13 protein-coding genes are annotated in these 13,997 nt (G+C 63.2%); 3 read left to right on the forward strand and 10 right to left on the reverse strand.

Annotation, left to right across the window (positions count from 1 at the left end; translation table 11 throughout):
* Positions 1-37: 37 nt before the first annotated feature.
* From HMPREF2528_RS05035 to HMPREF2528_RS05055, 5 genes are all read right to left on the reverse strand, one after another.
* A complete protein-coding gene (locus tag HMPREF2528_RS05035) occupies positions 38-622 on the reverse strand; it encodes an Rv3654c family TadE-like protein (protein ID WP_049351923.1) in 585 nt (194 codons plus the stop codon).
* 7 nt (positions 623-629) lie between these two features.
* Positions 630-1,133: a TadE family type IV pilus minor pilin gene (locus HMPREF2528_RS05040; protein WP_070507104.1), complete on the reverse strand. Its 504-nt coding sequence runs from the start codon at positions 1,131-1,133 to the stop codon at positions 630-632.
* A 96-nt stretch (positions 1,134-1,229) separates the two neighbouring features.
* A complete protein-coding gene (locus HMPREF2528_RS05045; RefSeq protein WP_070507106.1) occupies positions 1,230-1,919 on the reverse strand; it encodes a DUF4244 domain-containing protein in 690 nt (229 codons plus the stop codon).
* Between the two features lie 143 nt (positions 1,920-2,062).
* A complete protein-coding gene (locus HMPREF2528_RS05050) occupies positions 2,063-3,331 on the reverse strand; it encodes a type II secretion system F family protein (protein WP_070507108.1) in 1,269 nt (422 codons plus the stop codon).
* A 40-nt stretch (positions 3,332-3,371) separates the two neighbouring features.
* A complete protein-coding gene (locus HMPREF2528_RS05055) occupies positions 3,372-4,967 on the reverse strand; it encodes a TadA family conjugal transfer-associated ATPase (RefSeq protein ID WP_246823886.1) in 1,596 nt (531 codons plus the stop codon).
* Between the two features lie 208 nt (positions 4,968-5,175).
* On the opposite strand from HMPREF2528_RS05055, the gene HMPREF2528_RS05060 reads away from it, so the two are divergent.
* Positions 5,176-7,173 carry a bifunctional 3'-5' exonuclease/DNA polymerase gene (locus HMPREF2528_RS05060; RefSeq protein ID WP_070542860.1) on the forward strand — a complete coding sequence of 666 codons (1,998 nt, stop codon included), beginning with the start codon at positions 5,176-5,178 and terminating at the stop codon, positions 7,171-7,173.
* A 137-nt stretch (positions 7,174-7,310) separates the two neighbouring features.
* Here HMPREF2528_RS05060 and HMPREF2528_RS05065 read toward each other — a convergent pair whose 3' ends face one another.
* Positions 7,311-8,090, reverse strand: coding sequence for an NUDIX hydrolase (locus HMPREF2528_RS05065; protein WP_070542864.1), 780 nt, complete (start codon positions 8,088-8,090; stop codon positions 7,311-7,313).
* A 50-nt stretch (positions 8,091-8,140) separates the two neighbouring features.
* A complete protein-coding gene (nth, locus tag HMPREF2528_RS05070; RefSeq protein ID WP_070542868.1) occupies positions 8,141-9,052 on the reverse strand; it encodes an endonuclease III in 912 nt (303 codons plus the stop codon).
* A gap of 186 nt (positions 9,053-9,238) precedes the next feature.
* On the opposite strand from nth, the gene aroQ reads away from it, so the two are divergent.
* The gene (aroQ, locus tag HMPREF2528_RS05075; protein ID WP_044150130.1) at positions 9,239-9,679 is read left to right on the forward strand and encodes a type II 3-dehydroquinate dehydratase; all 441 of its coding nucleotides are present in this window, start codon (positions 9,239-9,241) and stop codon (positions 9,677-9,679) included.
* A gap of 116 nt (positions 9,680-9,795) precedes the next feature.
* Here aroQ and HMPREF2528_RS05080 read toward each other — a convergent pair whose 3' ends face one another.
* On the reverse strand, positions 9,796-10,974 hold the full coding sequence (locus HMPREF2528_RS05080) for a MarP family serine protease (RefSeq protein WP_070542871.1): 1,179 nt from the start codon (positions 10,972-10,974) through the stop codon (positions 9,796-9,798).
* 485 nt (positions 10,975-11,459) lie between these two features.
* Between HMPREF2528_RS05080 and HMPREF2528_RS05085 the strand changes: the two genes are divergently transcribed.
* Positions 11,460-12,137: a Crp/Fnr family transcriptional regulator gene (locus HMPREF2528_RS05085; protein WP_012902921.1), complete on the forward strand. Its 678-nt coding sequence runs from the start codon at positions 11,460-11,462 to the stop codon at positions 12,135-12,137.
* 159 nt (positions 12,138-12,296) lie between these two features.
* On the opposite strand, the gene HMPREF2528_RS05090 is transcribed toward HMPREF2528_RS05085, so the two are convergent.
* Together HMPREF2528_RS05090 and HMPREF2528_RS05095 are read right to left on the reverse strand one after the other, a co-directional pair.
* The gene (locus HMPREF2528_RS05090) at positions 12,297-13,466 is read right to left on the reverse strand and encodes an NUDIX hydrolase (RefSeq protein ID WP_070542876.1); all 1,170 of its coding nucleotides are present in this window, start codon (positions 13,464-13,466) and stop codon (positions 12,297-12,299) included.
* Entirely contained in the window at positions 13,459-13,941 is a 483-nt protein-coding gene (locus HMPREF2528_RS05095; protein ID WP_005508253.1) for a RidA family protein, read from the reverse strand. The genes HMPREF2528_RS05090 and HMPREF2528_RS05095 overlap by 8 nt, the downstream gene beginning before the upstream one ends.
* Positions 13,942-13,997 lie beyond the last annotated feature (56 nt).

The raw sequence follows: 13,997 nt of genomic DNA on the forward strand, positions 1-13,997 counted from the left end.
CAAGCTGGGATGACAACTCCCGATGAGCGTAAATAGCCTAGTCGGCTGGGCTTTCTGGCTCAGGCGGGTTTTCTGGCTCAACTGGATTCTCTGATTCTGCGGAGCTTTCTGGTGCGGGAGGCTCGGGCGCTGAGTCCTGCGCAGCTTCCAGCTCTTCCTCCAGCTCGGCTACCTCATCGGGGCTCAGCTCCTCCACGTTGCCCGCCGCGTGCTCTTCTTCGGGGCGCCCTTCTTCGAGATGCTCAGCCCCGGCGCGGGCACGCACCCTCGCCGGGCCCAGCGCACCCATGGGCCCCGCGACCGGGACGGCGACCGTCACCTCCACCGTTTCGGGGCGATCCGGAAAAGTGCAGGATTCCAGGTGCGCGCCGTGGCGTTCGGCAAGATCCGCCGCGACCGCGCACGGGTCCCCCTCGGTGAGCCCGCGGTAGGCGTCTGCCGCCGCGAGCGCACTCAAATCGGCGGCCGCGGAAGCCCTGCGGTTTGCGGACACCACCCCAATGAGCCCGGCAATCACCACGGTCACCACCAGTAGCGCGGCAATAATGGTGAGGGCAAGGACGGTGCCGCTACCCGCTTCGGGGTATTGATTCTCGGAGGCTGTTTTCGGGGTGGGACCCATAGCGACTCTACTCACCTTCATGACCCGCACCGTTTTCAGCATCGTTTTCAGCGCCGGCTTCAACGCGGGCGTGGGCGTCCGCCCGCAGCACCCAGCCGGTTGCCGAACCAATCACACCGGGGGCGGGGCGGCTCACCCGCACGTGCACTTCCCGGGCGCGCCCCGCCTCTGTCACGACTACATCATCAGGAGAAACAGAAATCTGCACGCTCTGCGCCGGGTCGATGCGGCTGACGGCGGAGCGAATCTGCGCCTCGGAATCTCCGCGGGCGGCGGCTCGTGCGGCCGTTCGCGCGGACTCCTCCACCTTGAGCTGCGCAACCCCCGTGGAGGCGGCGCCCAGGCAGAGGGCAAGCACCACCGTCACGGCGGGTAGGGCAACCGCAAATTCGGCGGTAATCACCCCCTCTTCTGCGGGGCTTTTGTGCGGGGTCGAGGGTGCCGGTTCCGCACCGGTTTTCCCCGCGGAGTAGGCGCGCCACAAAGCACCCAAATTCACATGAGCGTTCATTCTTTATTCCTCCCTTCTGGCTTGATTTTCCAAAGAACCTAGCATCTAGGGACAAAACCCTACGGCGGGTTTTCCAATACCTCTAGACTAAGGCCTCTAGAGCAGTCCCGTATTGCCCGCAATGGACAGGGCGTTACGCACAATATCCAGGAGCATGGAACGCACCTCATCCGACTTGAGAATCAGCACCAGCAGGCCCGCGAAACCGACCGCCGCGAGCATCACAATGCCGTACTCCGCGGTGGAGGCGCCCTCCTCCGGATCGCCCGCCGGGGCGTAATCTTCGAGCGCCTTTTCGTGCCCCTCAGCGGGTACATATTCGGTGCAGCCGGGCACGTGTTCACCCAGGCTGTGGCAGGTGGGGCCACATTCGTCCAGGGTGCAGCCCTCGGCGAGCGCGCGGGCAATGGTCAATGCCTGCTCGGGGTTCAGGTGATTCGTGTTCATATCAATCTCCATTTCGTTAGGGTCAATCCTGGGGCCGGCATGCTTCTGTTCAGCGCCGGCGGAAAGTTCAGCATCATTGAAAAACTCGGCATCGCTGAAGAGCCCAGTATCGGCGAAAAGCTCGGGGCATTCTTCGCGCAACTGCTTCATGGTGGTTGCGATGGCAACGGACAGCGGCACGGGGCCCAGAATGGTCTGCGCCTCTGCGCCGGGTGCGGCGGGCTGAATTTCGCTCGGAATGCCACCCGGAGCACCGGCCGGGGCGTTGACCGGAGTGCCGACCGGAACATCGGCAGTGTGCAGGTCGTGGCGGATTGCTTCGCAGAGGGTGTTCGTCATTGGTTTTCCTTTCGTTGTGCCCCGTTCATTCGGGGCGGGGTGGGTACTCATCCGCGTTCACGGCAGATGAGCAAAGGTCTAAAAGCGAAGGTCTAAACTTTTCAGCATTTCGGCTAATCGACAGCGCTTATGGACATGGTTCTTTAGCCGGTCAGCGTGGGTAGTAGCGAAATGAGGATGGGCACAATACCCAGACAAATAAAGGCGGGTAGCGAGCACAGCCCGAGGGGTACCACGAGCGCTACGGAGAGCTTTCCGGCGGCGCGTTCTGCCGCGCGGCGTTCGCTGAGGCGGTGCGCATCGGCAAGGGAGAGCAGCAGTGCAGTGCTGGGTGCGCCGCCCGTGTAAGCGGGGGCGAGTGCATCCCGCAGCTCACCGAAGGTTCCCGCAGCGGAGCCCGACCAGGCACTCCCCCAGCTGCTGCCCATTTGCAGGCGCTGGCAGACCGCGTGTAGCGGTCGGCTGTTGAGCGCCTCGGCAAGGGCACCTAGGGCGGCGAGCGGTGCGAGCCCGGCGCGTAGTTGCGCGGCGAGTAGTTCCAGCACGAGGGCGGTATCAACGGGCGCGGCATCTGTTGGAGAGGCAGGCTTTTCCGTCTCAGATTCTGCATTCGCCGTCCGCAGGCTCTCCACCTCCGCCCGATGCACGAGCGCAGCGGTCCAGCGGCGCCCGGCGAAGGCGAGCCCCAGCCCGAGCAAACCGGTGAGCGCCCCGAGAATAGATCCGGTCAGCACGCTCACGGGGTCACTTCCCATGAGCACGCCCAGGCCCAGGCCGAGCAGCGGTAGCCAGGAGAGGATCCTGCCGGTGGCGCGCGGTGCGGCAAGGGCGCTCTGCCTGCCCAGAAGCGCGTCGATGCGTTCTTCGGCGTGTTCGGCGGCGCGTTCCAGGCTCGTGGCGAGCGGCGCACCGGCGCTCTCGCTCATGCGCAGGCTCAGCTGCAGGTCGTGCAAGCGCTCGCGGCTGTGCGGGCGCATCCGGGTGTTACTTTCGAGTAGCTGCGAGCAGGCGATGTGCGCGGGGGCACCCCAGGAGGTGACCGTGGCGAGCGCCTGCGTGAAGCGGCGAATATCTTCGGCGCACCGCTTCTGCCCGTACTCTTCGGAGAGGGGCGAGAAGCCTCGTGCCCGTCGAGCTTGGGCGCTTTTCCCAGCGCTTTTCCGGGCTGTTATTTTCTTCGCGTGCATTTTCCCCGCATCCGGCACCGGTTCGTTTTGCCCGAACTGTGCAAACTGCCCGGTGCCAGGGTCGGCGTGCACCGCCTCCTGCAGGGGAATACCGGCGCGCAGGTTCAGGGCAAGGGTGCGTAGCATGAGCGGCCACATGCGCATTTCCTCGGCGCTGGCGGGTCCGGCGAGGTGCTCAGCCCAGCGTTCGCGAAGGCTTCCTCGACTCGTTTCTTCCCTTTTCATGGTTCCTCCTTTCACGTTTTCCGTTTCCCCTTTACGGGGGCTAGTACCCAACTTCGGAGCCCACAGAAATACGCCTGACCTGCAGATACTCTTCGCTCCCCTCAACTGCGGGGTGCAGGCTGTAGATACCCTCGATACGGCGGTGTCCGTCCCGGTGTTCCAGGTGGATAATGCATTCAAAAGCCGTCGCCGTATGTAGAGCGACCGTTCTACTATCCAGCCCGGCGAGCGCACCCAGGGCGCACAGACGCAGGGGCACCGCCTGCGCACTATTGGCGTGCAGGGTCGTTCCAGCTCCGCGGTGACCGGTATTCATGGCGGTCAGCAGGTGCACCACCTCCGCACCGCGACACTCGCCGACCACGAGCCGATCCGGGCCCATGCGCAGCGCCTGCACAATCAGCTCACCCAACCCGATTTCACCGGCGCCTTCGGAGTTGGCGGCACGGGTTTTGAGGGCAATAACCTGTTCATGCTGCGGCGCGAGTTCCGGGGTGTCTTCGAGCAGAATGAGGCGCTCCTGCGGCGTGCACAGCCCCAGCAGTGCGTTGAGTAGGGTGGTTTTGCCGGTGCCGGTGCCCCCACTAATGAGGAACCCGCGGCGCTCGGCAATCATGCGGCGCAGGTAGGCGGCAGTCGCCTCATCGCACAGCCCGGCGGCCTGTAACTGCGCCAGGGTGGGGCGCTCGCGGGCGGGTAGGCGCACGGAGAGTCGGGTGCGTTCGCTCAGCGGCGGGATAATCGCGTGGATGCGCCTGCCGTGCTCGTCGCTGATGTCAGCCGCCGGATGCGCGGCGTCCAGCTGCCCGCCGTGCCTGCGGATGAGCCGCTCGGCGAGGTCACGCACACGCCGCTCATTACCGAGGCTCAGCGCCACGGGGCGGACGGTTCCGTTGATGCCCACCCAGATATCGCAGGGCGAGTTCACGTAAATATCAGTGATGGTTCCGGCGCGTTGCCCCTCGTCAAGGAGCAGGTCGAGGGCACCGAGGCCGTAGAGTTCCGCGGCAAGGTAGCGCAGCGCGGTCTGCCGGTTGACGGGCACGTATTCCACGCTGGGGTAGCTCCAGGAGGCGGGCGCGGGTTGCACCGTTTTGGTGCGGAATTTTCGGGGCTTCGCCACGCCCGTTCCTTCTGCGCTCGCGTTCCCCAGGTGTCCGCCGTCAATGGCGCAGATTGCCTCGTCCACGGCGTTTTCGAGAATCTCGCGGAGGGGCTGGGATTCTTGGAGTAGCCCACCGCCCGCGGCACTCGCAGCGTTTGCACTGCCCGCGGCAACCACGCCCTCTGCGGGCGGCCGCTCCCCTGCCCGCTCGGCCCCGGCGCTGAATCCGTTACTGGGTCCGCCACAGAACCCGGCACTGAACCCGGCACTAAAACCACCCAGGGCGATAGCGCTCATCTGCGGCGAGCGCAGAATCAGTTCGCGGGCGTGCAGGGCGACGGCGCGGGCGCGATAGTCTTCGGGAATGAGCAGGGCGGGTAGCGAGTGCGTGCGGGTGTTCTGGACGCCCGTATTCTGTGCGCCCGGCTGATTCGCGCCCTGTGCGGCACGCGGCGGGCAACCGTTGGGGCTGCCGGGATTGTTGGCAGGGGGCCCGGCGGGATTGCTGGAGGGGTTCATGGCGGGGTTCATGGCTCTAGGAGAGCATTGCACCCACCCCGAACTTTTAAGAGAATGAGCGTTCTGTGGATAACTCCTCGTGCACCCCGAAATATCCACGATGCACGCACCTCAAACGAACAAAACGCACGCATCCGGCGCTTTTATGACAAACCACTCGTACATTCTGGTGATAACCACGCACCACCCGTTCTACCGGCACATCCTCGATAATGGAAGAATGTACGTTCTGCTCAGTCCTGCCACCGGCGCGGGTATTACCGCCCAGACCGGCACCTCCGCGCACCCGGTCACGTCGGCTATTGCCGCGGGTGCGTCCCCGCGCGGTGCTCAGCCGGTGACCTCGTGGGGTGCTTTTCATTTTTCGGCGCCGACCGCTGAGCAGTTGCAGGACCCGACCTTTATTCCGCGGATTACGCGCGCGGATCGGGTGAGTGCGGCGAATCTTCCGGCGTATGTGCGAGAGGTAGAGCGGCAGGCGGCAGATTCGGCACAGGTGCGTTTCCCCCGCTGGATTTGGGCTGATACCCGCCACGTTGACCCGTTGCTTCTGCGCCGCGGGGTGCGGGTGCATCTGTGCCATGATTTGCGTCTGGTGCAGCGGATTTTGGTGACTGCCGCTACGCATCCGAGCGGTTTTGTGGAGTACAGCCCGGTGTTGGATCTTTCTGATGTGCGTGAGGCGGTGGAGCCTCAGGGGTATCTGCCGGTGGCGCGGCAGATTCAGGGTCAGGAGGAGCTGTTCGGCGCCGATTTTTTGAGTGCGCCCGCTACCAACGCCACCCAGTCCCCCGCAGATTCCTCCCCCGATTTCCTTGAAGCGGCGCCTCATGAGCCTTTTGCCCCGCAGCTGGCGGCGGGCCCGGTGACCCTGCTTCCGGAGCATCCGGTGGTGCGTGTGCTGATGCGTGAATGGTTGGCGCAGGCGCGCGCTATCGGTGCGTCGAGGCACCCGGAACGGCTGCGTCTTTTGGCGGCGGCTGAGTCTGCCGGTGCGTTGGTTGCGGCTGAGATTGGCTATTACGGCATCCCGTTTAATGTGCAGGCGCATCATGAGCATCTGTGCGAGTTGTTGGGTCCGCGCCCGGTGCCTGGGGAGCGTCCGCAGAAGATGCAGGAGTTGGCGGAGCAGATTCAGCGCATGCTGTTTATGCCGTCGTTGAATCCGGATTCGCCGCAGGATCTTTTGCGTGCTCTGCAGTCTGCGGGGGTTTCGGTGAAATCTACGCGTTCGTGGGAGTTGAAGAGTTGGGCGGATGCGATTCCGGCTCAGCGGGAAAAGCGTTGGGCGCTGATTGACCCGATTCTGCGCTATAAGAAGCTGTACCGCATTTGGACTGCTAACGGCTGGACGTGGGCTGATACCTGGGTTTCTGAGGGTGCGTTCCGCCCGCATCTTGAGGTGGGTGGCGCCGCGACCGGGCGCTGGGGCGCTTCTGGCGGTGGTGCGTTGCAGCTGCCTGCGGAGATTCGTCAGGCGGTGCAGGCGCCGGAGGGTCAGGTGCTGACGGTGACGGATGGATCGCAGATTGAGCCGCGTATTCTGGCGGCGTTGAGTCGTGATGAGGCGCTCGCTTCGGCGGGTCGTGGCGCTGACCTGTATGCGGGTATTGCCGAGTTGGCGCGCCTGAAGGGTGTGGGTTTGACGGAGCGTTCCCACGCGAAGGTGGGCATGCTGGCGATTATGTATGGCGGCCGCAGCGGTGAGATTGGTGCCCTGTTGCCGCATGTGGCGGCGCTTTTTCCGCAGGCGATGGAGTTTACGGAGCGTGCGGCTCGTATTGGTGAGTCGGGCGGGCAGGTGACGACTTTTTTGGGTCGTACGTCCCCGCCGGTGGATGAGCGTTTCCGTGAGATTGTGGCTGATCGGTCTTCGCCGGCGGCTGAGTCGCGTGCGGTGTCGACTGCGCGTGCGCACGGGCGTATGACCCGCAATTTTATTGTGCAGGGCACCGCAGCTGAGTGGGCTCTGTGTTGGATGGGCGCGGTGCGTTCTCGCCTGTTGTCGGAGCGGATTTTTGGTATGCCGATGCGCACCCGCATTGTGTATTTTTTGCACGATGAGCTTCTGCTGTGCGGTCCTGAGCTTGAGGCCGATCGCGTGGAGCGTATTGTGCGTGAGGGCGCGGCGGAGGCGGCGCGCCTGCTGTTCGGTCGGGTGCCGGTTGATTTTCCGGTGTCGGTGGCGCGGGTGCGCAACTATGCAGATGGTAAATAATCAGCGGTAAATAATTTGCGGGCGGATTAAGACAAAAATAGGGGCGGCAGGTAGCTTCATTCAAGCTATCTGCCGCCCCTATATGCGCACTATCTGCACCCTATATCCGCTGGTCAGGCACTTATTCCAGTCGGTTTTTATTCCTCGTAGCCGGGTGCCGGGCGCATCTTTTTTGTATCCCAGGGCACGGTCCAGCCGAGCGAGTCGAAGATCCGGTCCAGTAGAATCGCGGTGAATCCCCACACGGTGAATTCTTCGCCGCCGGGCATGCGCACCTCGAAGGCGGGGGTGCGGTGTAAAGTGCGGCCGTGTTTGACGTAGGCGGTGTGCCGGTTGGCGGGGTTGAGCAGGTCACGCACGGGCACGCGGGCGATGAGCGCGGACTCGTTGTGGTCGACGACTTCGACGGGCACGGGGCTGTTCCACCAGGCAAGCACGGGGGTGACCATGAAGTTGCTGATGGGTAGCGGCAGGGTGTGCAGCTGGCCGAGGATCTGCACGCCGGCGGGGTCTAGCCCAGTTTCTTCGACCGCCTCGCGCAGGGCGGCAATGTGGGCGACGGGTTCGCCGGTGGTTTCGGCGTGCGCGTAGTCTTCAGGGTCGATTTTGCCGCCGGGGAAGGCGGGCTGACCGGCGTGTGAGCGCAGGGTTGCGGCACGCACGAGGAGCAGTACATCCAGGTCGGCGCTGACGTTCTCGGGGCAGCCTTCAAATTCGCCGGTGGATGGCGAGTTGTCGAGCACGCCGAAGAGAATCAGCACGGCGGCTTCTTTGTTCAACGGGCTGGCGGGTGCGCTGCTTAGCAGGGCTTGGACGTCGAATTCCACGCCGCCCTCTGCGAGAGCCGCCAGTGCCTGCTGGGCGGGGTGCTGTGCCTCCTGCCCCGCCTGTTCGGGTTGTACCTCGGGTGCGCTCATCTGTGTACCTCTCTTCTGTGCGGCTGCATTCCGGTTTGGTTCAGTCGCCGTTAGGCGCTGAGCGGGTAGCCTTCTGCCATGAGTTCGCGGCGGGTTGCGCCCTGCAGGAATCGCAGGTGCAGGTCTTCTCGACCGGGTGCCATTTCGTATTTCATGAGTTTACGTGCTGTTTGTTCGTTCGTCTCCCCGGCTCCATAGGACGGGCAGAGGTCGGCAACGGGGCATACACCGCAGGCGGGCTTTTTGGCGTGGCAGATGCGGCGGCCGTGGTAGACCATGCGGTGTGAGAAGAGCGTCCAGTCTTTGCGGTCGATGAGTTCGGCGACGTCTTTTTCGACTGCTTCGGGGGCGTCTGCGGTGGTGAACCCCATGCGGCGGGCGAGGCGGCCGAAGTGGGTGTCTACGGTCAGTCCGGGCACGTCGAAGGCGTTTCCGAGGACGACGTTCGCGGTTTTGCGGCCGACTCCAGCGAGTTCTACGAGCTCTTCGAGGGTTGAGGGAACCTGCCCGTTGTGGCGTTCTACAAGCTGCTGGGAGAGGGTGATGATGGAGCGTGCCTTGGCGCGGTAGAAGCCGAGGGACTGAATATAGGGTTCGACCTCTTCGGTGCGTGCGGAGGCGAGCGCGGCAGCGTCCGGGTAGCGTGCGAAGAGAGCACCGGTGACGGAGTTGACGCGCACGTCGGTGGTTTGTGCCGAGAGCACGGTGGCGATGAGTAGCTCGAAGGGGTTGTCGAAGTCGAGTTCTGCGACGGCGTAGGGGTAGGTTTCGCCGAGGATGCGGTTAATCTTTCGGGCGCGGCGCACAGTGGCGAGGTGGCTTTCGGGTGCGCGGGCGTTGAGGCGGCGTGCGGCGGCTGCGGCTTTGAATTCGGGAACGAATCGGATCTGTAGGAGCGATTCGGCGTTCTCTGCCGCGGTGTTCTGTGCGCCCGCTGCGGGCTGGGTGGCGTTCTCGGTCATAGCGCGAGGGTACCGGGCTTAGGTGTGTGGGCGGTAGCGAGGTTCACCGTACTTGGCGCGCGTCGCCCCCCGTATGCGGGGATGCGCATCCGCCACGCGCCTGCGCTCTCCCCTCCTCCGCATCATTTTCTGGGCAGTTCGCGTCGGCTAGCGCTCAGCGGGCGCTCGCTGTGCCACACTGGTTTTATGTCAGATACGATTTTTGTGCTTAATGGACCGAATTTGAACCTGCTTGGGCAGCGCCGCCCCGAGGTGTACGGCTACACCACTCTGCACGATATTGAGCGTATGGTGCGTGAGCGCGCGGCGGATCATGGTTTTGATGTTGAGTTTATGCAGTCGAATCATGAGGGCGCGCTGGTGGATGAGATTCAGCGTGCTCGTACTCGTGGCGCGGCGATTATTATCAACCCGGCGGCGTACACCCACACGTCGGTGGCGCTGCATGATGCACTGGAGGCGGCTGAGCTTCCGGTGGTTGAGGTGCACCTGTCGAATGTGCATCGCCGCGAGGAGTTCCGTCATCATTCGTTTGTGTCGCCGCAGGCTACCGCGGTGATTGCCGGTGCGGGTGCGTACGGCTATGTCATGGCGGTTGATTTCCTAGCGCAGCACCTTGCGGAATAGCAGCGCAGCATTTGGCAGAATAGCCCCGCCTATCCCCCTCGCTCAACAATTCAGCGTTAAATAGTTCAGGCTCCCGTTCCTCGCTAGAGGTTCGGGAGCCTGAATGTTTTTACTCGTTACTTGCGGCAGGTGCCGGTGGAGACTGCGGCGGTGTTGTCGCCGCCTTCTGCCAGTGCCTGCTTGAGGGTGCTTGCGGTGATGGCGTATCCGGCCTGGCCGGTGGTTGCCTTACCGAAGATCACGCCGACCACGTTGCCGTTTTCGTCGAGGACGGGGCCACCGGAGTTGCCGTGCTGCACGTCGGCTGCCAGCTGGTAGACCTGGCGCATGGCGTTGGCGCGGCCGGTGTCGGCATCGATGGTCTGGGTGTTGCCGATGCCCTGCACGGTGGCGGGTAGTGCCTTGAACGGGCCGCCCTTGGGGTAGCCCATGAAGGTTACGAGGCTACCTGCGGTGGCGTTGGAGCCGATGGTCAGCGGTTCGAGCGGCAGCTTGGGGACGCTGATGAAGGCGATGTCCTGTTCGCTGTCCATGTAGACGACGGTGCCGGGCCAGGTGCGGCCGCGGGAGTCCTGTACGACCGGGGAGGTAACGCCGGCGACCACGTGGGCGTTGGTGACGACCAGGCCGTTGTCCGCCACGAAGCCGGAGCCGGTGGAGGTGTAGCCGCACTGCTCTGCGGCGCCCAGAATCTCAACGACGGAGGCTGCCGCCCGGTCCAGTGCCGCAGATTCTACGGTCTCGGTGGGGGCGCTGGTTTCGGGGGCGATGAGCTGGCTGACTTCCGGAATGGTTCCGAAGGCGAGCACGTCATTGCGTACCGTGTTGATGCGGTCCTTGACGACCTCGGGGGTGGAGGCGACCATCCAGGAGAGGGTCTTGGAGTCGCTGAGCGCAGTGTTGAGCTGCGGGATGGGTACGGTGCGCATGGAGATGGTCAGCACGACCATGACCAGGGCGCAGGCGGCGAGGTTCAGCACGCCGCCGAAGAAGCGTTCAATGCCCTTGAGCGGGGTGATATCGGTGACGCGGCGGATGGTGCGTCCGGCAAGGAGGCCGAGCCACTGTCCGATGGTCAGGCAGATGATGAGCACGCCGACGGCGGTAATGAGGCTCCACTGTGATCCCACGGATGCCACGGCGAGAGGCACGAGCCAGGCTGCGGCGCAGACGCCCAGGCCCAGGCCGAGGAAGGTTCCGAGGGTGGTGAAGAATCCGCTGCGGACTCCGGCGAGGAAGTAGAGCAGCAGGATGATGGGGATAGCAATATCAAGCAGGTTGATGCCAGTCGTCACGACTAATTGCCTCCTTGGTGGGTAGAAGTGGTCACGGTGTGCCCATTGTGGTTGGTGCGGGCTGTGCCCGGTGAGTGTGGTGGCGCGTTAACACCCGGTGGTGGGTGCGGCGGGCTTGTGTACCCGGGGTTTGGGGTCGGGTTTCTGTCTCGTCGCATCGTACCGCGTGTGGAGGCGGGAGCCTCCTTGTCATGAGGGTGTCTGCGTGCTTGGTACCGATAAAAGTACACACCTGAATGCCTGATATTAGGTGGTGAACCTGTGGGGAAGCTTTGAATTTACTCGAAAGAAATAACTTTTGTTGTAAAGCTCGCTGTATCGGAATGCATAAAGCGCTTTTTTAGGGTACGCTCATATCAGTTGAATATGTCACACTAGCTTGAGCCTTCTCACATTTCAGATGTTGAGACACATGGCACCGGTTCGGGCTCACTCACTGAACATTTACGAGTTTCGGCTCATCACCTCATATCTAGGAGAACTTTATGGATCTCGAGATCCTCCGTCGTACCCCTCTCTTTGCTAACCTCGACGACGCAGCATTCGCTCTGCTGACCGATGACATTCAGGAGATTGACCTCTCCCGCAACGCTGTCCTCTTCTACGAGGGCGACCAGGACGACCAGCTCTTCGCGGTGCTCTCCGGTAAGGTCAAGCTGGGTCGCACCGCCGCTGACGGCCGCGAGAACATGGTCGCAATCATGGGTCCCGGTGACGTCTTCGGCGAGATGGCTCTCTTCGATCCTTCGCCCCGTTCGACCAACGCTGTGGCTGTCTCTGAGACTCGCCTGGCTGCCATCAAGCACGAGTCCTTCAAGCGTGCACAGCAGCTCGATCCCACTATCTCCGATCAGGTTATTAAGACTCTGGCTCGCCGCCTGCGCCACGCTAACGAGGCACTGGCTGACCTGGTCTTCTCCGACGTTCCCGGCCGCCTCGCTAAGGCACTGCTGGACCTGGCTGACCGCTTCGGCCGCCCCGCGACCGACGGCGTGCTCGTTGCTCACGAACTGACTCAGGAAGAGCTAGCACAGCTGGTTGGCGCATCCCGCGAGACCGTGAACAAGGCTCTTGCCGAGTTCGTTTCCCGCGGCTGGATCCGCCTGGAGGCACGCGCAGTTGTCATTCTGGACCTGCCCCGCCTGCGCCAGCGTTCCCGCTAAAGCCTCTTTGAGTTAGGGTATTCTAGGTCGCCCTCGCTGAAAGACACGCGGCTTAAAGAAATCAGGAGCCGTTTCCCTCTGCATGGGGAAACGGCTCCTGATTTCTTTAACGCTTCATCGTACGGGCGAGCATTGCGGCAGCTCGTTAGAGCACGCCTGTTAGTGCACACCCGCTACGCCGGTGTACACGCTACCGGTGGTTGCCGGAACCACCTCGGTGAAGGAGAGCATGCACGCGCCATTGTGGGTCACGAGCACGGGCTTCTTCACCTCAATATTGCGGCGTTTGGACAGCCATGCCACGGAAGTCTGTGCCTTCGCCAAAGATTCGAGCAAGCTCATCACGCCGGGGGTGATGAGCTGGTCGAGGGTACGGCCCACCGTGTTAGGCTGGCCGATGCGGTCACCCAGTTCGCTGGTGTCCTTGGCTTCGAGCAGTTCACGCACGTTCAGCCAGTCACCCCACACACCCTTGCCGAGCAGTAGCTTCGGGTCCTGGCCCACGGGCAACGCCGCGGTGAAGTAGGCGATATCGTAGCGCTTGAGGAAGAAGTCCGGGGACTGCCAACGCGCGACCGGGCGTAGCAGGTCAGCGCGCACGCTCAAACCGCTGGAGGTCAAGAAGTCAGAGAAGCTCTTGTCCTGCTCGGCAACTGCTTCACGCCACGCCATGAACTCAGGGGTGCTGGAGCGCTCCACGACGTCCTGTTCGTCCTCGCCGGCAAGCAGAATGCCGGTCTCTTCAAAGCATTCACGCACGGTAGCCATGACGCTACGGCGTGCCTGCGCAATATCGGAGAAGTGGAATTGGTCCTGCCAGTAGTCGGCGCCGGGACCCACCCAGGAGGCGGACTCATCATCACCGGGAAGAGCCGTGCCGCCGGGGAAAGCCACCACGCCCAGCGGAGAGGTGCCGGGGCGGTAGGTCAGAATCGTTTCGAGGCCGTTGTCGCCGTCGCGCACAAAAATTACGGAGGCAGCCTGACGCATCGTGCAACCGGTCGCACCTTCGTTACCGCCTTCACACCAGCTTTCGGCGGCAGTGCGCATGAACTCAGGAATCGCGTAGAGACGCTGAATGGCTGCGGTGCGCGGACCTGACTGGCGGCCGGTAAACATGCGGGGGCGCTCCACGCCCTCAGCCGGGGTGGGAGTGCCGAAGCGGCGTTCCTGCACCGGCAGGGGTAGAGTCTTGATGTTTTGGGCGGTGCCATTATCCTGTGCGGATTCGGTGCGTGCAGTCTTCTCAGGAGCGTCCTGCGCTGCCCGCTGAGCCTGGGCAGCACGAATAGCAGACAGCGGCAGCGCGCCGGTGTACAGATTAGACATATTCAACAATGATCTCGACCTCTACGGGCGAGTCCAGGGGAAGAACGGGAACGCCGACTGCGGAGCGGGCGTGCTGGCCTGCCTCACCGAAGATTTCGCCGAGCAGTTCGGAGGCGCCGTTAATGACGGCGGGCTGAGCGGTGAAGTTCACCTCGGATGCCACGAAGCCGACAACCTTCACGACGCGCTGCACGCGGTCCAGGTCGCCAATGACGGACTTGACCGCTGCCAGGGCGTTGAGCAGGCTGATACCCGCGTACTTCTTCGCATTCTCGGGGGTCACGAAGCCTTCAGCACCGGAGTCGGACACCTTACCGGTTTCGGGCAGGGCGCCCTCAACGAAGGGCAGCTGACCGGAGGTGTACACGTAGGAGCCGGACGTAACAGCCGGAACGTAGGCTGCAACGGGGGCGGGTGCTACGGGCAGTTCGTAACCGAGTTCGCGGATACGTGCTTCAATACGGGATTCAGTCATGATTACTCCAGAAGGATGGCGGGTGCTGGCACCCAAACGGTGATAGGGGAAATGCC

The sequence above is a fragment of the Rothia sp. HMSC078H08 genome (assembly GCF_001808955.1).
In the GTDB taxonomy this organism is placed as follows: domain Bacteria; phylum Actinomycetota; class Actinomycetes; order Actinomycetales; family Micrococcaceae; genus Rothia.